20 protein-coding genes are annotated in these 16,883 nt (G+C 57.5%); 10 read left to right on the top strand and 10 right to left on the bottom strand.

The window, feature by feature from the left end; genetic code table 11:
* The first annotated feature begins 9 nt into the window (after positions 1 to 9).
* From LU196_RS06335 to rpoS, 9 genes are all read left to right on the top strand, one after another.
* Positions 10 to 330 carry a DUF3561 family protein gene (locus LU196_RS06335; protein WP_232758801.1) on the top strand — a complete coding sequence of 107 codons (321 nt, stop codon included), beginning with the start codon at positions 10 to 12 and terminating at the stop codon, positions 328 to 330.
* A gap of 159 nt (positions 331 to 489) precedes the next feature.
* Positions 490 to 807 carry a cell division protein FtsB gene (ftsB, locus tag LU196_RS06330; protein ID WP_232758803.1) on the top strand — a complete coding sequence of 106 codons (318 nt, stop codon included), beginning with the start codon at positions 490 to 492 and terminating at the stop codon, positions 805 to 807.
* Positions 808 to 810: 3 nt separating this feature from the next.
* Positions 811 to 1,527 (top strand): 2-C-methyl-D-erythritol 4-phosphate cytidylyltransferase, encoded by a 717-nt coding sequence (ispD, locus tag LU196_RS06325; protein WP_232758805.1) that lies wholly within the window; start codon positions 811 to 813, stop codon positions 1,525 to 1,527.
* The gene (gene ispF, locus LU196_RS06320) at positions 1,527 to 2,000 is read left to right on the top strand and encodes a 2-C-methyl-D-erythritol 2,4-cyclodiphosphate synthase (protein ID WP_304622731.1); all 474 of its coding nucleotides are present in this window, start codon (positions 1,527 to 1,529) and stop codon (positions 1,998 to 2,000) included. The genes ispD and ispF overlap by 1 nt, the downstream gene beginning before the upstream one ends.
* Positions 1,997 to 3,040 (top strand): tRNA pseudouridine(13) synthase TruD, encoded by a 1,044-nt coding sequence (gene truD / locus LU196_RS06315; RefSeq protein ID WP_232758808.1) that lies wholly within the window; start codon positions 1,997 to 1,999, stop codon positions 3,038 to 3,040. Before ispF ends, truD begins: the two co-directional genes overlap by 4 nt.
* Before the next feature lie 206 nt (positions 3,041 to 3,246).
* On the top strand, positions 3,247 to 4,008 hold the full coding sequence (gene surE / locus LU196_RS06310) for a 5'/3'-nucleotidase SurE (protein ID WP_232758810.1): 762 nt from the start codon (positions 3,247 to 3,249) through the stop codon (positions 4,006 to 4,008).
* The gene (locus LU196_RS06305) at positions 4,002 to 4,628 is read left to right on the top strand and encodes a protein-L-isoaspartate(D-aspartate) O-methyltransferase (RefSeq protein WP_232758812.1); all 627 of its coding nucleotides are present in this window, start codon (positions 4,002 to 4,004) and stop codon (positions 4,626 to 4,628) included. Before surE ends, LU196_RS06305 begins: the two co-directional genes overlap by 7 nt.
* 165 nt (positions 4,629 to 4,793) lie before the next feature.
* A complete protein-coding gene (gene nlpD, locus LU196_RS06300) occupies positions 4,794 to 5,960 on the top strand; it encodes a murein hydrolase activator NlpD (protein WP_232758814.1) in 1,167 nt (388 codons plus the stop codon).
* A gap of 50 nt (positions 5,961 to 6,010) precedes the next feature.
* A complete protein-coding gene (rpoS, locus tag LU196_RS06295) occupies positions 6,011 to 7,003 on the top strand; it encodes an RNA polymerase sigma factor RpoS (protein ID WP_232758816.1) in 993 nt (330 codons plus the stop codon).
* A gap of 75 nt (positions 7,004 to 7,078) precedes the next feature.
* On the opposite strand, the gene mutS is transcribed toward rpoS, so the two are convergent.
* Together mutS and gbpA are read right to left on the bottom strand one after the other, a co-directional pair.
* Positions 7,079 to 9,634, bottom strand: coding sequence for a DNA mismatch repair protein MutS (mutS, locus tag LU196_RS06290; RefSeq protein WP_232758817.1), 2,556 nt, complete (start codon positions 9,632 to 9,634; stop codon positions 7,079 to 7,081).
* Positions 9,635 to 9,856: 222 nt separating this feature from the next.
* Positions 9,857 to 11,290: an N-acetylglucosamine-binding protein GbpA gene (gene gbpA / locus LU196_RS06285; protein ID WP_232778280.1), complete on the bottom strand. Its 1,434-nt coding sequence runs from the start codon at positions 11,288 to 11,290 to the stop codon at positions 9,857 to 9,859.
* A gap of 281 nt (positions 11,291 to 11,571) precedes the next feature.
* Here gbpA and gspS point away from each other — a divergent pair, with 281 nt between their 5' ends.
* Positions 11,572 to 11,910, top strand: a complete 339-nt coding sequence (gspS, locus tag LU196_RS06280) for a type II secretion system pilot lipoprotein GspS (RefSeq protein ID WP_232758821.1) — start codon at positions 11,572 to 11,574, stop codon at positions 11,908 to 11,910.
* Here gspS and LU196_RS06275 read toward each other — a convergent pair.
* Genes LU196_RS06275 through gspG form a run of 8 tightly spaced genes read right to left on the bottom strand, consistent with a single transcriptional unit; the run spans position 11,900 to position 16,883 of the window.
* Positions 11,900 to 12,679: an A24 family peptidase gene (locus LU196_RS06275; protein ID WP_232758823.1), complete on the bottom strand. Its 780-nt coding sequence runs from the start codon at positions 12,677 to 12,679 to the stop codon at positions 11,900 to 11,902. The two genes, gspS and LU196_RS06275, sit on opposite strands and share 11 nt — an antisense overlap.
* A complete protein-coding gene (locus tag LU196_RS06270; RefSeq protein ID WP_232758825.1) occupies positions 12,669 to 13,133 on the bottom strand; it encodes a hypothetical protein in 465 nt (154 codons plus the stop codon). Before LU196_RS06270 ends, LU196_RS06275 begins: the two co-directional genes overlap by 11 nt.
* The gene (gspL, locus tag LU196_RS06265) at positions 13,130 to 14,182 is read right to left on the bottom strand and encodes a type II secretion system protein GspL (protein WP_232758827.1); all 1,053 of its coding nucleotides are present in this window, start codon (positions 14,180 to 14,182) and stop codon (positions 13,130 to 13,132) included. Before gspL ends, LU196_RS06270 begins: the two co-directional genes overlap by 4 nt.
* A 3-nt stretch (positions 14,183 to 14,185) precedes the next feature.
* The gene (locus tag LU196_RS06260; RefSeq protein ID WP_232758829.1) at positions 14,186 to 15,073 is read right to left on the bottom strand and encodes a type II secretion system protein GspK; all 888 of its coding nucleotides are present in this window, start codon (positions 15,071 to 15,073) and stop codon (positions 14,186 to 14,188) included.
* Positions 15,070 to 15,621: a type II secretion system minor pseudopilin GspJ gene (gspJ, locus tag LU196_RS06255; RefSeq protein ID WP_232758831.1), complete on the bottom strand. Its 552-nt coding sequence runs from the start codon at positions 15,619 to 15,621 to the stop codon at positions 15,070 to 15,072. Before gspJ ends, LU196_RS06260 begins: the two co-directional genes overlap by 4 nt.
* A complete protein-coding gene (gene gspI, locus LU196_RS06250; RefSeq protein ID WP_232758833.1) occupies positions 15,618 to 15,977 on the bottom strand; it encodes a type II secretion system minor pseudopilin GspI in 360 nt (119 codons plus the stop codon). Before gspI ends, gspJ begins: the two co-directional genes overlap by 4 nt.
* Positions 15,974 to 16,462 (bottom strand): prepilin-type N-terminal cleavage/methylation domain-containing protein, encoded by a 489-nt coding sequence (locus LU196_RS06245; RefSeq protein ID WP_232758834.1) that lies wholly within the window; start codon positions 16,460 to 16,462, stop codon positions 15,974 to 15,976. The genes gspI and LU196_RS06245 overlap by 4 nt, the downstream gene beginning before the upstream one ends.
* Positions 16,449 to 16,883 (bottom strand): type II secretion system major pseudopilin GspG, encoded by a 435-nt coding sequence (gene gspG / locus LU196_RS06240; protein WP_304622730.1) that lies wholly within the window; start codon positions 16,881 to 16,883, stop codon positions 16,449 to 16,451. Before gspG ends, LU196_RS06245 begins: the two co-directional genes overlap by 14 nt.

The following is a 16,883-nucleotide window of genomic DNA, read 5'->3' as shown; positions in this document are numbered from 1 at the left end:
AGGATCTCTATGCAAAACGTTACCCCTATGCTGGCCCGTAAAGATGAACGTACCCCCGATGAGCCACGATCGTCGCTGCCGGGGGGCGTGATCGGCTTTCTCTCGTACTGGGGCGCGCTGGCCATTCCGTTCTTGCTTTACGGTTCTAACACGCTGTTTTTCTTCTTGTATACCTGGCCATTTTTCCTTGCGCTGCTGCCGGTGTCGGTGCTGATTGGCATCGTGCTGAGCCTGATCATCCGCGCCCATCTGCTGTGGAGCGCCCTGGTTACCGCTGCCACCGTTATCTGTCTCTTCTGGCTGCTGTTCTCTTTTCTGTCGGGCTGGTAACGCGCGGGTGATGAGCAAACGCATCCTCCGGTTACAAAACTTTACCTGCCATACCGTCTGCTATCCTGTTTCTCGCTGCCCGGCAGCGGCATTTTCGCCGCCACTGTGGAGTCCGGCGTGAACTTATGGGATGATTGAGCCGTTTTTCAGGGGGCGGGGATGGGAAAGCTGACGTTACTGTTACTCGTGCTGCTGGGATGGCTTCAATATTCCCTGTGGCTGGGCAAGAACGGTATCCATGACTATACGCGCGTCAACGAAGACGTCGCGGCACAACAGGCGAATAACGCCAAACTTAAAGCACGCAACGATCAGCTGTTTGCCGAAATTGACGATCTCAATGGCGGCTCAGAGGCGATCGAGGAGCGCGCACGTAGCGAGCTGGGCATGATTAAACCCGGCGAGACTTTCTATCGTCTGGTGCCAGACCAAAACAAACGTAATGCGCAGCAAGCCGCGCAGAACCAACAACGATAACTCATGAATCCACTCTTTTCTCATGCGGATGTCATTGCCGTGGTGCCTGCCGCGGGCGTCGGCAGCCGCATGCAGGCGGCCTGCCCTAAACAATATTTAACCATTGGCGAATTAACGCTGCTGGAGCATAGCGTGGCGCGCTTGCTGGCCCATCCGTCGGTGAAACAGGTGGTGGTGCCCGTGAGCAACGACGACGGCTGGTTCGCGTCGCTGCCGCTGGCGCGCGACCCGCGTATACTGCGCGTGACCGGGGGTGAGACGCGGGCTGAATCCGTTCTCGCTGGCCTGCAGGCCATTGCGCACGGCGAGTGGGTGCTGGTGCATGACGCTGCGCGGCCGTGCCTGCATCCCGACGATTTAGCGCGACTGCTGGCGGTGCGTGAGCACAGCCAGGTCGGCGCCATTCTTGCGGCACCGGTGCGCGATACCATGAAGCGCGCGGAGCCGGGTCAACCGGCCATTGCCCATACTGTTGAGCGCGAAGCGTTGTGGCATGCGCTCACGCCACAGTTTTTCCCCCGTGCGCTACTCACTGCCTGCCTGACGCGTGCGCTTCACGAAGGTGCAACCATCACCGATGAAGCCTCGGCGCTGGAGTATTGCGGCTATCATCCGCTGTTGGTGAGCGGGCGCAGCGACAACATCAAGGTAACGCGGCCGGAAGATTTGGCGCTGGCGGCCTTTTATCTCACACAGATTCAGTTACAGGAGAGCGCATGATGCGTATCGGTCACGGTTTTGACGTTCACGCGTTTGGCGGCGAGGGTCCGCTGGTGATTGGCGGGGTGCGAATTCCCTTCGAACAGGGTTTTTTAGCGCACTCTGACGGCGATGTTGCGCTGCATGCGCTCACGGATGCGCTGCTGGGCGCCGTGGCCATGGGGGATATTGGTAAACTCTTCCCGGATACCGATCCCGCTTACAAAGGGGCGGACAGCCGTGGGCTGCTGCGTGAAGCCTGGCAGCGCATTCAGCAGAAAGGCTACCGTATCGGTAACGTTGACGTCACCCTCATCGCCCAGGCGCCCAAAATGCTGCCACACGTGCCGCAGATGCGCATTAATATCGCTGAGGATCTCGGTTGCCATATGGACGAGGTCAACGTCAAAGCCACCACCACCGAAAAACTGGGCTTTACCGGGCGTGGTGAAGGCATTGCCTGCGAAGCGGTAGCCCTGTTGGTGAAGGCATGACCGTACTGCATTACCTGCACGGGGCACCGCGCGCCACTGGCGTTATTAAGGCTCAGCCGGAAGATTTCGTGGTCATCGAAGATCTGGGTTATCCCTACGATGGCGAAGGCGAACAGGTGCTGGTCCGCGTGCGCAAAACCGGCTGTAACACGCGCTTTGTCGCGGAGGCCATCGCCAAGTTTTTGGGCGTGCCGCCGCGCGATCTCAGCTATGCCGGCATGAAAGATCGTCACGCGGTGACCGAGCAAACCCTCTGTTTTCGCGTGCCGGGCACCGCGATGCCGAATCTGGCCGGTTTCACGCTGGAAGGCGTGGAGATCCTGCAGGTGATTCGCCACAAGCGTAAACTGCGCATTGGCGCGCTGGCAGGCAACGCGTTTCGTTTGGTGGTGCGCGAGGTCTCCGATCGTGCTGACGTCGAAACCCGGCTGCAGCGGATTCAGCAGCAGGGTGTCCCAAACTATTTTGGCGAACAGCGTTTTGGTCGCGGTGGCAATAATCTCACTCAGGCGAAACGCTGGGCAGAAGAAACTTTTCGTCCACGCGACCGCAGCATGAAGGGCATTTTACTCTCGGCGGTGCGCAGTCAGCTGTTTAATCAGATCACCAGCGCGCGTCTTGAACAGCAGGGCACCTTGCGTCACGTGCTGACGGGTGACGCTTTGCAGCTGACCGGGCGCGGTAGCTGGTTTGTGGCGACGGCAGAAGAGCTGCCGATCTTGCAGCAGCGCGTGGATAACCACGAATTGCGCATTACCGCACCCCTAGCGGGTCGGGGTGAACCCGGCACCCAGAGCGAGGCGCTGGCCTTTGAGCAAGCCCAGTTGGCCCACGAAACCGCGCTGCTTGACCTGCTGGCGCGCGAACGCGTTGATGCGGCACGGCGTGCGATGCTGGTGGTGCCCTCCTCGTTGCGCTGGACGTGGCGTGATGATGCCACGTTGGAACTGGCGTTTTGGCTACCCGCGGGCAGCTTCGCCACCAGCGTGGTGCGTGAATTGCTGAGCAACGGTGCCAGCGCCGAACTGGGCGACGAGTAACGTATTTTGCGCCCGGCCTGTGCGTCGGGCCGCTCTCCTGCGCAGGCGTGCGGCACGCACCCTGGGTCACATGATTTTCGTCTACCACTTCCTGCGCCCCGCCGCTAGAATGCAAACATCTTTGCCTCGCGGGTGCCGCAGAGTGTCACAACAGCCATCACTCGGGCAGGCTTAGGGACAGTTGAATCCATAAAGGTCAGGTACAGATGCGGATATTGTTGAGCAACGACGATGGAATCCACGCGCCAGGTATTCAAACGATGGCGCGCGCGCTGCGTGAGTTTGCCGAGGTGCAGGTTGTCGCGCCCGATCGTAATCGAAGCGGCGCGTCCAATTCGCTGACGCTGGAAACGCCTTTGCGCACCTTTACGCATGACAATGGTGACATTGCAGTGCAGATGGGAACGCCCACCGACTGCGTCTTCCTCGGCGTTAACCACCTCATGCAGCCGCGTCCTGATATCGTGGTCTCCGGCATCAATGCGGGGCCGAACCTGGGCGATGACGTGATTTACTCCGGCACGGTCGCCGCCGCGATGGAGGGGCGCCATCTGGGTCTGCCCGCTTTAGCGGTGTCGCTCAATGGTCACCAACATTACGCCACTGCGGCGGCGGTGACCTGCACGCTCCTGCGCGCGCTAGCGCGTACGCCGCTGCGAACCGGCCGTATTCTTAACATCAATGTGCCCGATGTGCCGCTTGCTGAGATCAAAGGGTGGCGCATTACCCGCTGCGGTAGCCGTCATCCTGCCGATCAGGTGATTTGTACCGAAGATCCGCGCGGCCAGCCGCTTTACTGGATCGGACCGCCCGGAGGCAAATTGGATGCAGGCCCGGATACCGATTTTGCCGCCGTTGACGCAGGCTTCGTGTCGCTCACCGCGCTGCACGTGGATCTTACGGCGCATGCCGCCCACGACGTGCTGCACGACTGGTTACGCGAGGCCGAGGTAACGCTCGCATGGTGAACCGGCGTATCGAGGCGCTGCTCGAACAGCTGCGCAAGCAGGGGATTCATGATGAACCGCTGCTCAAAGCTATTGCCGATGTCCCGCGCGAACGCTTTATTGATGAAGCGTTTGAACACAAAGCGTGGGAGAACGTCGCGCTGCCCATCGGCAGTGGGCAAACCATCTCCCAGCCCTACATGGTGGCGCGTATGACGGCGCTGCTGGAATTGAATCCGCATTCACGCGTGTTAGAAATCGGCACCGGATCGGGTTACCAGACGGCCATTCTGGCGCATTTGGTGGATCACGTTTATTCCGTTGAGCGCATTAAAGGGCTGCAGTGGCAGGCCAAGCGCCGCCTGAAACAGCTGGATCTCCACAATATCTCGACGCGCCACGGTGATGGTTGGCAAGGATGGGCTGCGCGTGGCCCCTTTGATGCCATCATTGTCACCGCAGCCCCGCCTGAAATTCCGACTGCGCTGATAGCGCAATTGGGTGAAGGAGGCAAAATGGTGCTACCGGTTGGCGAGGATCAACAGGTGCTTAAGCGGCTTCATCGCCGAGGCGGGGAACTGCGGGAAGAGATTATCGAGCCGGTGCGCTTTGTGCCTCTGGTGCAGGGCGATCTTGCCTGACCCCCCTTAAGCAAATCGACACAACTGTTACATAGCACGGCGCAGTTGATATTGTTACTATCCTTGTTAATCAATGTAAAAGACCGCGTTTGCGCGTATGCGCAGTGAAAAATGCGGTCAAGAACGTTACATCGTTTTATTCAGGTTGGCCATCACGGGGGATTAATGAGCACGGGAAGCACAACTTTTCAATTACGCCGTCTGGCGACACTTTCACTGGTGGGTTTTTGGCTGGCAGGCTGCAGCTCTGGTGATAACACCCAAGCGCCCATAAGCCAGATTGGCAGCGGTGGCGACAGCGGTATGTCAGCCCCGGCGAACGCTCCCAGCGGCGGCATGATGGCTTCGCAAAACAGCACCGTTCCGGCCATGCCGCACGGCGGCATGTTGAGCGGCGGTACGCCTGCAGCAGCGCCCGCAGGGGGAATGATTAGCGGCGGTACTGCATCCGCAGCGCCCTCAGGCGGAATGATAAGCGGCAATAATAATGTGACCACGCAAAACGGTCGTATTGTGTACAACCGCAACTATGGGAATATTCCGAAAGGCAGCTATGGCGGTGAGACGTATACCGTGAAGCGAGGCGACACGCTGTTCTATATCGCCTGGATCACCGGCAACGATTTCCGCGATCTCGCTCAACGCAATAATATCTCGGCGCCCTACAGCCTTGAAGCCGGGCAGACGCTTCAGGTAGGCAACGGTAATGGTCAAACAATCACCGGCGGCAACGCGATAACCGCAGCGGATGCAACGCAAAGCGGTGTGCCTGGGACAAATGCCCAGACGCAAATTAAATCGGCTCCTGTTGCACAGCAACCTGTTATTACGTATTCTGATGATTCGGGTTCGACAGGCAGTAAATTACTGCCGTCGAAAGGAGCAAATAATGTGGCAACGACCACAGCTCCTGTTACCGCACCCCCTACGGTTAGCAGCACAACCACCAGCACAACCCCAGTGGGAAGCTGGCGTTGGCCGACCGATGGGAAGATTATCGATAACTTCTCTGCCGCAGAAGGCGGCAACAAAGGGATCGATATCGCCGGGTCGCGTGGACAACCTGTGGTGGCTACCGCATCGGGAAGGGTGGTTTACGCAGGCAACGCGCTCCGCGGGTACGGTAATTTGATCATCATTAAGCACAACGATGATTACCTGAGTGCCTACGCCCATAACGATTCAATGCTGGTCCGGGAACAACAGGAAGTTAAGGCGGGGCAGAAAATCGCTACGATGGGTAGCACCGGCACCAGTTCAGTACGATTACACTTTGAAATTCGTTACAAGGGGAAATCCGTAAACCCGTTGCGTTATTTACCGCAGCGATAATCCGGCAGAACCTTGGTGTTCTGCCCTTGGATCACGGGTAGGAGCCGCTTATGAGCCAGAATACGCTGAAAGTAAACGAGTTACATGATGATGCGGAATTCGACGAGAACGGAGCTGAGGTTTTTGATGAGAAGGCTCTCGTTGAGAACGAACCTAGTGATAACGAAGTAGCAGAAGAAGAGCTGCTGTCACAAGGTGCGACGCAACGCGTGTTGGATGCGACACAGCTCTATCTTGGTGAGATTGGTTATTCTCCATTGCTTACGGCGGAAGAGGAAGTTTTCTTTGCCCGTCGCGCACTGAGAGGTGACATCCCATCTCGTCGCCGCATGATCGAAAGTAACTTACGCTTGGTGGTAAAGATTGCCCGCCGTTATAGCAATCGTGGTCTGGCTTTGCTGGATCTGATTGAAGAGGGTAATCTCGGCCTGATTCGCGCCGTAGAGAAATTTGACCCAGAACGTGGGTTCCGCTTCTCGACTTACGCCACCTGGTGGATTCGTCAGACCATTGAACGGGCTATCATGAACCAAACCCGTACTATTCGTCTGCCGATCCACATCGTAAAAGAGTTGAACGTTTACTTGCGTACCGCGCGTGAACTTTCTCACAAGCTCGATCATGAGCCGAGTGCGGAAGAGATTGCTGAACAGCTGGACAAGCCCGTTGAAGATGTCAGCCGTATGCTGCGCCTCAACGAGCGTATTACCTCAGTTGATACACCGTTAGGTGGCGATTCTGAAAAAGCGCTGTTGGATATCCTGGCCGATGAAAAAGACAACGGTCCGGAAGACACCACGCAAGACGATGATATGAAGCAGAGCATCGTTAAGTGGCTGTTTGAACTCAATGCCAAGCAGCGTGAAGTGCTGGCGCGTCGTTTCGGCCTGTTGGGCTATGAAGCGGCAACGCTTGAAGACGTGGGCCGTGAAATCGGTTTAACCCGTGAGCGCGTGCGTCAGATTCAGGTTGAAGGGTTGCGTCGTTTGCGTGAAATTCTGCAGACGCAGGGCCTCAACATTGAAGCACTGTTTCGTGAATAAGCCATAATCGGTAAATAAAAAAGGTGACCTCAGCGGGTCACCTTTTTTTTATGCTTTAAACCGCACCAGGCGCGTTTAAATCAGCGTTTTCAGCCGATAGATCCACTCCAGCGCCTGCTTGGGCGTCAGGCTGTCGGGATCAAGCGCTTCCAGCGCTTCAACCGCAGGGGAGCTTTCCGCCGCCAGCAGCGGTAGCTGCGATCCTTCCACCGTAGAGGTGGCAGAGTTGCCAGACAGCGTTTCCAGCTCTTTAAGCTTATTGCGCGCGCGCTTGATGACCTCTTTCGGCACGCCTGCCAAGGCGGCCACGGCCAGACCGTAACTTTTGCTGGCGGCGCCGTCCTGCACGCTGTGCATAAAGGCAATAGTGTCGCCGTGCTCAACGGCATCCAGATGCACATTCACCACGCCTTCCATTTTTTCAGGCAGCGTGGTCAGTTCGAAATAGTGCGTCGCAAATAGCGTCATGGCTTTGATACGGTTTGCCAGACTCTCCGCGCAGGCCCAAGCCAGCGATAAGCCATCATAGGTTGAGGTGCCGCGACCAATTTCATCCATCAACACCAGGCTATGTTCCGTGGCGTTATGCAGAATATTCGCCGTTTCCGTCATCTCCACCATAAATGTTGATCGGCCAGAGGCGAGATCGTCCGCCGCGCCGACGCGCGTAAAAATACGGTCAAGCGGGCCAATAGCCACGTCATCCGCAGGCACGAAGCTGCCGATCCACGCCATGAGCGCAATAAGCGCCGTCTGACGCATGTACGTGCTTTTACCGCCCATGTTGGGGCCGGTGATGATCAGCATGCGGCGCTGCGGCGCAAGAGAAACCGGATTGGCAATAAACGGCTCTTTCAGCACCTGCTCAACCACCGGATGGCGACCCGCGGTGATGCGTATTCCCGGCTTCTCCTGCAGCGTCGGGCAGCAGTAGTTGAGCGTCCATGCGCGCTCCGCCAGATTGGCCAGCACGTCGAGTTCCGCCAGCGCCGCTGCGCTCAGCTGCAGCGCTTCCAGGTGCGGCAATAGCTGATCAAACAGCGCTTCGTACAAACTTTTTTCCAGCGCCAGCGCTTTGCCTTTAGAGGTGAGGACCTTGTCTTCATACTCTTTCAGCTCGGGAATGATATAGCGCTCGGCGTTTTTCAGGGTCTGACGTCGGACATAGTGAATCGGCACCAGATGGCTCTGCCCACGGCTGACCTGAATGTAGTAGCCGTGAACGGCATTAAAGCCCACTTTGAGCGTATCAAGGCCCAGCTTTTCACGCTCTCGTACTTCCAGCCTGTCCAGATAATCGCTGGCACCGTCCGCCAGCGCGCGCCACTCATCCAGTTCCGCATTGTAGCCAGGGGCGATAACGCCGCCGTCGCGAACCAGAACGGGCGGGGATTCGATAATCGCCTGCTCCAGTAGCGCGCGTAGGGCGCTAAAGTCGCCCATCTGGCTGCGCAGCGTTTTCAGATGCGGCGCGTCCGCCTCGGCCAATAGCTGGTTAAGCTCAGGCAGCTGTTGGAAGGCATGACGCATTCGCGCCAGATCGCGCGGGCGGGCGGTGCGCAGCGCCAGACGCGCCAAAATACGCTCCAGATCGCCCACCTGACGCAGTACGGGCTGAAGCGCTTGACTCAGCGGCTGCAGCTCCGCAATGGAGGTTTGTCGCTGCCGAATGGTGTCCACATTCCGCAGCGGCATATGCAGCCAGCGCTTCAGCATGCGGCTGCCCATCGGCGTCACGGTTCTATCCAGCACCGCCGCCAGCGTATTGTCAGTACCGCCCGCGAGATTCTGGGTGATTTCAAGGTTGCGACGCGTGGCCGCATCCATGATCACGCTATCCTGCTGGCGCTCCATGCTCAATGAACGGATGTGCGGCAGGGTGGTGCGTTGGGTATCTTTTACATACTGAAGCAAGCAGCCAGCGGCGCGCAGCGCCAAGTGCGCCTGTTCTACACCGAATCCGCTGAGGTCGCGCGTGCCAAATTGCAGGTTTAACTGCTGGCGGGCGGTATCAATTTCAAATTCCCACAGTGGGCGCCGCCGTAAACCGCGACGCGACTCAATCAGCGCCATGGCATGAAAATCTTCAGGGTAGAGCAGCTCTGCAGGATGGGTGCGCTGCAGCTCCGCTGCCATCGCTTCTTCATCCGCCGGTTCGCTCAGGCGAAAGCGGCCGGAGCTGATATCGAGCGTGGCATAGCCGAAGCCGCGCGGGGTTTGCACAATGGCAGCCAGTAGGTTGTCCTGACGCTCATGCAGCAGCGCTTCGTCGCTGATAGTGCCAGGCGTCACGATGCGCACCACTTTGCGCTCTACCGGGCCTTTGCTCAGCGCGGGATCGCCAATTTGCTCACAGATGGCCACCGACTCACCCAACTGCACCAGCTTCGCCAGGTAGCCTTCCACAGCGTGGTAAGGCACGCCAGCCATGGGAATGGGCTCACCGGCGGAGGCGCCGCGCTTTGTCAGAGAGATTTCCAGCAGCTGCGAGGCACGCTTCGCGTCATCAAAGAAAAGCTCGTAGAAATCGCCCATGCGATAAAACAGCAGGATGTCGGGATGTTCGGCCTTCAGTCGCAGATACTGCTGCATCATTGGGGTGTGGGAAGCTAAGTTTTCTAATGTACTCATCGGCCTGTGATATCCATTACCTTGAAATGTAGCGCGTACGGCTTAACAACGGCGTTGCTGTCATGACGACAGGGCATGATAACGGAGTCTGCTGGGGAGGAAAACCAGTGCGGAAGCTTATTCGTGCGGGGAAACGTGCAGGTAAAGCGTGGGGCAATGCGGTATCGGTGTGAGACGAGTGGGGAAGTTCAAGAGGCGGCACACCAGCCGCCTCCGAATAATTTATTGCGCGTGCGTACCCTCTACCAAGATCCAGGCATCCTGCCAATTTGAGCCGATGCCGGGCTCAAATTGATTCGCGGTGGCACTGTAGATTTTGCACCAGCCAGCGTATGGGAACGGCTTACATTCGAAAATCTGTTTGGTTTTGGGCTGTAGCACGCGGGTGCCAGCCGCATATTTTTCAATGTTTTCCGGATAAGTGTACTCCGCGTTACCCGCGCCCTCTTGCACCAGTGTCGTATCAAACGACTGTTGATAATTGATACCCGTTGGCGCACGCCCTTCTACCACAAAGGTGTGTTTACCGGGGAGTGCTTTCCACAGATCCACCACGACGGTTTGCTCGTTATCTTCCAGCAAGGCGGTACCAAAGCCCACGTTTTCTTGCTTATCATTGTACAGTCGGGCGTTGATAATCATTTTACCCACGGCTTTAACCTTGATAGGCAGCGCATTTTTGCCTTCAGTCAGCGTATATTGCGCCGGCGTCTCGGTCAGGGTAATGCCTGGGTGGCTATCGCTCTGCGCATTCACTTCGATTTCAATACGCACAATGGGGCTATCTGCACGCGCATAGAGCGTGTTGGTGCCTGCTGCCGGAACCACTTCACCTTCGCTGTTCTTCACGCCAGCACGCACGTGATCGTAAGTGGCATTGATTTTCTGCGCCAGCGCCAGTGCCCAGGCATTAGCTTGACCTGCTTGCTCACTGTCGATCGCGACGCTTACGCTGAGGTCTGGTCGTTCACCTTTAGCATCGAACAGGCGTGCTTTTACGCTGTCACCTGCGCTGAGGTTACGTGAAGGTTGAATTGTCCCTACGGTGCGTTTCCACTCGGAGGCGACATCATCAAACTCTACGTCGATCACTTTATAAAACGTGGCGGCGGTATCTGACACATCCCATGCGCCATAAATGATCTGATAGCCACGGCGTTCCGGCAGGTTACAGGTATGGGTGGCCTCGCCACTGGTTTCCGCCGGGCCGCCGGGGATCACGCAGAATGGCGTCAATTCGAACGCATCGCGCGTCAGAGGGTGGTTGGGATTCCAGTCCTGCTTCGTGATGTAGTAGCGGTAGTCGGCAATCGGATGCGCTGCCTCAAAGTGCCAGGTAATATCCAGCGGACCCGGTGCCACCTTGTGTTTAACCCAGCGGTCACTGCTCTGCTGGTTTAACGCTTCGCCAATCCAGTTTGTCGCGCCGCTGCCGCTGGCCAGTTCACCGTCCTTTGGACCCGCAGCAGGAAAACCATCCGGGCCTTCTCCGGTACTTTGCGGTTCATATTGCGCCTGACCGCAGTTCACGTTAGGTGTGGATGGATTGCGGCACATTTCGTCACGCGAGGCGGGTTCACTAATATAGCCGTGCGCCATGACACCCCCGCTGAACGTCAGCGCCGATATTGCCAATACCATTTTTTTGAGCTTCATCATTCCTCTCTTTCTCTTCCATTATTGCGACATAGTGATGCGTTTAATACTTCGCGTATTGAGAGTAAGTAATGAAAAAGCAGGGAATGACTTAATCTTTATTAAAGTCATTAATTTTATTTTTAATGAGAATTGGGTTGTGTTGGTTTTAAGTGGATGGTAATCAATGACGCATTCAATAATAAAGTCATCTCGCATTAGCGCGATTGTAATGCGATGTCTGTAATATTTATCAGGAGAGAAAAATGCCGTTGTGCCGTAAATTAAAATCAATGCTGTTCATGAGTTCCTTAATATTAAGCGGTTGTGAAAGTGCTCGCCAGAACGTCCCTGATAGCCACACGCAGCGTCAACAGCTGGCCGCACTGATTGCCTCGGCAAACTGGCTGCGCGACCACTGCCATCGATTAGATATTCCTGCTGAACCCAGGGTCATCGCGCACGCGCTGGCGCAGGCTGAGAAAAAAGGCTGGATGATGAAAAATATCAATCAGCAAAAGCTTCCGCAGGACATCCGGGCACGCTACCTGGCAATCCGCGACGATGAAATGACACCCGTAAATAAATGTGGGGCACTCAACCGTGCCAGCGCCCCTTTTTTGCAAGGCATTAACCGTTGACGGCATTATTTAGAAAAAGAGTGATGCCAGCCAGCGCCAAATAAGGACCAAACGGCAGCGCAAGGTGTAAAGGACGCTGCCAAACCAGGCGCGCGATGAGGGCGGTCGCCAGGCCCGCTGATGAGGCAATCATCACCACCATGGGCAGTGCTTGCCAGCCCAGCCAAGCCCCCAACGCGGCCAGCAATTTGGCATCGCCCCCGCCCAGTGCCTCTTTGTGTCGAATCACGCGATACGCCGTAGAGAGTATCCAAAAGCTTAGATAGCCGATAATGGCACCTGCAACCGCGTCACCCAGCGTGATGGCGGGCAAGATTCCGCCGGTCTGCAGCGCCAGACCAAGCCACAATAGACTTAACGTGAGCGCATCGGGCAGCAGCTGATGATGCACGTCGATCAGCGTCAGCGCCAGGAGCATCCAGCTAAAAAGCAGGGCTGCCAACAGCAGGCTATTCCACGGCAGTGCCCAGGCCAGCAGCAGGGTGATCGCCGCCGTGGCGGCCTCAATGAGGGGATACGCCGCCGAAACGGCATGCCCGCAGGTGCGACACCGACCGCGCAAGATTAACCAGCTCACCACCGGGATAAGATCGCTTAACCGCACGCCCTGCTGACAATGTGGGCAGTGTGAGCGCGGCAGCAGGAGGGAATAACCCGGCTCAGGCGCCAGAATCATTTTAGGAAGGCGATAAATCACCACATTCAAAAAGCTCCCGACGCACAGGCCCGCTGCCGTGAACCATAGCCAGGCCGCCATCTCATTTTGCATAGCGCAACTCCATTTGCTCTAACAGGATGTAGGAAGAATGCTGGGTGATCTCCACCTGGGTGGCATACAGTTGGAAGCGACGTTCAAGTTCTTGCAGCCAAACTACCCAGTCGTTGAATGAAATGCGGGCAGGCTCAACCAACACCGTAACGCCATTCTCTTCTTTCAGCTTGATGGCTAAACGGTGCACCTCCGCGCAGCTTTGGGGGGAAAAGCACCCATCGGCGGTTGCTTGCGGTGCGCTTTTAAACTGCGAGAGCGCCTGTTCAAGTTGGGGGAGCTGCTGAAGCGCGCGCTGTTCACTCAACAGCGTCTGCCAGGCGTTATCTCGCCAGAGAGCGCCGCACTGATAAAGGCGGGTGAGCAGTAACAGGCTTAGGATCGCCGCGCCTACCCGTAGGCGGTGGTGCTGTTTTTTATCCTGTTTTTGCCACCAGCGTGCCAAACGTTTCATTGTGACCGACCTATCGTGATGTCGTGACCCGTGATGTTCATCGTGAGGTCCGGCGGAGGCTGCTGCGGCAGATCCGCGCGAACCGGTTGGCTGAATGTCAACCTGAGACGTTTTTCCGCACTGTTCCAGCGCAGCGCCCGAACCGGATTATCCGTCAACGCAGCCAGCACTGGACTGATATCCTGCAGCACCGTGGGCAGGGAGTGTGTGGCCTGATTCCGCTGGTGCGTTTGCACGGTCTGCTGAAATTGCCAGCGCGGTTTGTCCGGTATTTCACCGGGGAAATAGCGCTGGTAGCGACTGAGCCAAAGGTGTTGCAGATGAGCGATGTCGCGCGTGTATTGCCAGCCTTGCCAGAGCGGAAAGAGCAGTATTGAAAGCAGCAGCGTCAGCGAGGCGCTCAGGGCGATCTTTTGCGCAATTACGGCGCGGCGCGGCGGTGCAAACGCGCCGCGCAGTAGATTATAGGGGGTGGAAATGGCCGCCTCAGCCAGCGCCACGAAGTCTTCGTTCTCTTGCCAGCGCAGAGCGTGTAAATCTGACCCGGTATCCCGGTATGGCGCGATGCAGGCTTCCGGTAGCGCCCAACGCTCGCCTGCTGCCGTATGGATAATCCACCGACCGCTGACCTTCATGGCCGTTCCGACCGCTAACGCAAGTGTGTCAGAGAGCGCCCGCGTGGGTTCATAGCCTTTTTCGCGTAGCTGCTCAAGGCGCGTCCGGAGCTGTGCGGCGTCAATGCTGGCCACCAGATGGGTATTACCGGAAGAGGCTAATATAACCGTGTGCAGCTGCTCTGGCGGCGTCAGCATGCGGGGTTCCAGTTGCCACTGAATACGCTGCGCGTTGGCCGCTTTTAGCGTTACAGAGGTGATACTTAGCGCTTCTCCCGGCAGCAATAGCAGCGTATTCGCGCCGTGGGGCGGCGGTAGGCTGTCAAATCCGTCGCCGAATAAGCCTGTTTGTTGATCGTACCAGCGCACCTCTGACGCACCGCTGGACGGAAAATAAATCACCCGCCAGTGTCTGTTTTTTGTTTTGAGATTCATGATCTACTCTCCGGTTAAGCCATACAGTCGGTAGCGAATCTCGAACGCGCGATCGCGCTGAATAAGACGTGTGCGCTGTACGGCAAATGCGCTGGCCGATCGCATCCACAATTCCAACTCCCACTCGCGGCTGTCGAAACGTGTGACGCTTTGTAGATGAGAGCTTAATGCGGGCAGTGGGCGCGGTAATGCTTGCAAAAATGCCTCCCGTGAATGCCAGCCTTGCGCCGGACGCTGCGCGATAATGCGTGCGACTTCTGCATCGTCGAGCAGCCCCAGCAGCAGCGCCCGAAAGAGCGGTGCAGTGGCTGTCGTCAGAGCATTAAGATTGAGAGAGAGCGTCGTACTTGGCAGCACGCACAGCTGCTGCGCCAGCAGCGGCCAAAGCGCGCTGGGAATCAGCCCGAAATGGCGCAGTTGCGAGGGGGTGTCCAGCACCGGCAAGGGGCGAGTGGCGGATTGTGCAAACAGGCGCGCGCTGATGGCCTGCGTCAGCAGTGCGCTTTGCGCGCTGTTCATACCATAGTTTTGCAGCAGCGCGGCAAACACGCGCTGGGCTGCTGTCAGACCGGGCGCAGATGCACTGCTGTCTGCGGCGGGCACGACCAGTGCGTTGAGATTAAAGCAGGTATTCCTGTCATGCCAGCGATAGCGCACCTCGTGCTCTTCCAGCCGTAGAGACTGTTCATTGCCTGGACGAGGGGACGTGGTGCTGTTGAGAATAATGTGTTCCGCGCCGTCCAGCGTCCACTTTGCCTGGTGTTTAAAGCGTTGTCCCTGTGCAAGCTGGCGCGCCGCCGTGCTGTCACGCAGCATGTTCAGCGTCACTGTCGCCATCAGCGTCAGAATCCCCATCACGGTAATCAGTGCCATGCCCCGGTGTGTGTTCATTTGCCCCCCGCGCCGAGCAAGACAATACGCTGTAGCGCTCCTGAGTTGCGCAGCGTGACGGTGACCTCAATGGCCTCAGGGAGTGCGAAGCCCGCCTGCCAGCGCGCCTGCCAGCGCCCCGCTGAATAGAAGCGCAGGTTCACGGCAGTCACGTCGTTGAAGTGGGCAGTCGGTTGCAAGGGATCGCCGCTGTAACGGCTCAGTGTGGTGTTGGATAATCGCCAGCGAACGCGTTGAAGCGCGGCGTTTGAATTCACGCTACTACGGCGTACCAGCGCCAGTAAATCATTGCCTATGCCTGCGACAAACGACGGCTCTGCCAAGGCGATCCCGCCATTGGCTGGAATGAGGGCGTGTTGCAGATCGCGCTCCAGCAGCGAAAAAAGCCGGGTTAGGAAGCTCATGCGCGCCACATCCTCCACCAGCTGAGCCTGACTGCGCAGGTGCGTTTGCAGCAGTTGATAACCCGCAAGCGCCACCAGTGAAAAAAGTGTTAAGGCCAACATCATTTCCAGCAGCGTAAAGCCGCGCTGTTTCGCCAGCTTCATGGCACTTGCTGCCAGCCATGAAGCTGCGCCAGTACGGTATTGAAGCGTGCATCCTCGGCAACCGAAACTTCAATGCCGTACACGCCAGCCCGATCGGTAGGACGCACCTGCTGCCGCCAGTACCAACGCTGGTCTGCCATCCACGCTTCACCCTGCTGATTCTGCGCTGCGCGCGGCGATGCTAAGCGTGTCAGCGCCAGCTGATTCTCAGCGACCCAGATCGCCAGCTGCTTCCGCGTGAGTTCACCTTGAAAGCGAAGCTGTTGCTGGCTACTGCTGAGCATAGCCACGCCGGCAATAGCCAGCATGGCCATGGCGACCATGACTTCCAGTAGCGTCATGCCTGACTGTTTCATGGCGTTCCCTGATGGGTAATGAGGGCAGCGGTAATCGGCAGCGATAAAGGATCGCCATGGGGGGGCTGGAAGGCTAACGTGACGTCATCGGTTTCACCTTCCGGTGAGAAAGTGATAAGTGCCGGTGTGCGTTGCAAGGCGGTGGGCGACGCATCAAAAAAAGCGCCGTGCGTTAGACGTCCTTCCGCGCCGCGAAACGACACTTTCTGCCAGACGGTATTCGGCAGCGAACCGGGTTCGCCCTGATTGCCAGCGACCAGGCGGGTGAGATACCAGCGCTGAGCAAAAATATGCAGGCGATAGGGGACACCCTCCGTTTGCGCAAGACGGCTGGCCCAGCGCGCGCTGTGCACCACGGCAGCAAAAGGATCGCCAGGCGAGCGGGGGGGCAGCGCCATCACGGCCAGCCGGGCGATTGTGCCGAGTATGAGCACCGTCACCATCATTTCCATTAGCGTAAAACCGTGCGGTTTAGCGGGCATCATCACGGCTGTCGAGCTGCCAGCTTACGACGTCATCATCCGTATCAAGCAGGCCATCCGGACCCAGCGAAAGCACCGAGATCGCGCCATGTCCGGCGCTGAAGCTCAGCTGGTAGTCGTTGTCCCACGGGTCGCGCGGCAAGCGGCGCAAATAACCCCCCTCGCGATAGTTGCGGGGCACCGGGGCAAGGTCAGATTTGGTGGTCAGCGCATTGAGTCCCTGCTCCAGCGTGGGATAGCGACCATTATCGAGTTTGTACATCTCCAGCGCATTTTCCAGCGTGACCAAATCGCTGACGGCTTTTTGCCGATCTGCTCGATCTTTATTCCCCATTAAATTGGGAATAACCATGCTGGCCAATACGCCCAAGATCACCACGACAACCATAATTTCCAGCAGGGTAAATCCGCGCTGACGATGCAA

Source organism: Pantoea sp. Mb-10 (assembly GCF_021272205.1).
Taxonomy (GTDB): domain Bacteria; phylum Pseudomonadota; class Gammaproteobacteria; order Enterobacterales; family Enterobacteriaceae; genus Pantoea.
The sequence above is the reverse complement of the archived record's forward strand: the minus strand, read 5'-3'. Positions and strand labels throughout refer to the sequence as shown.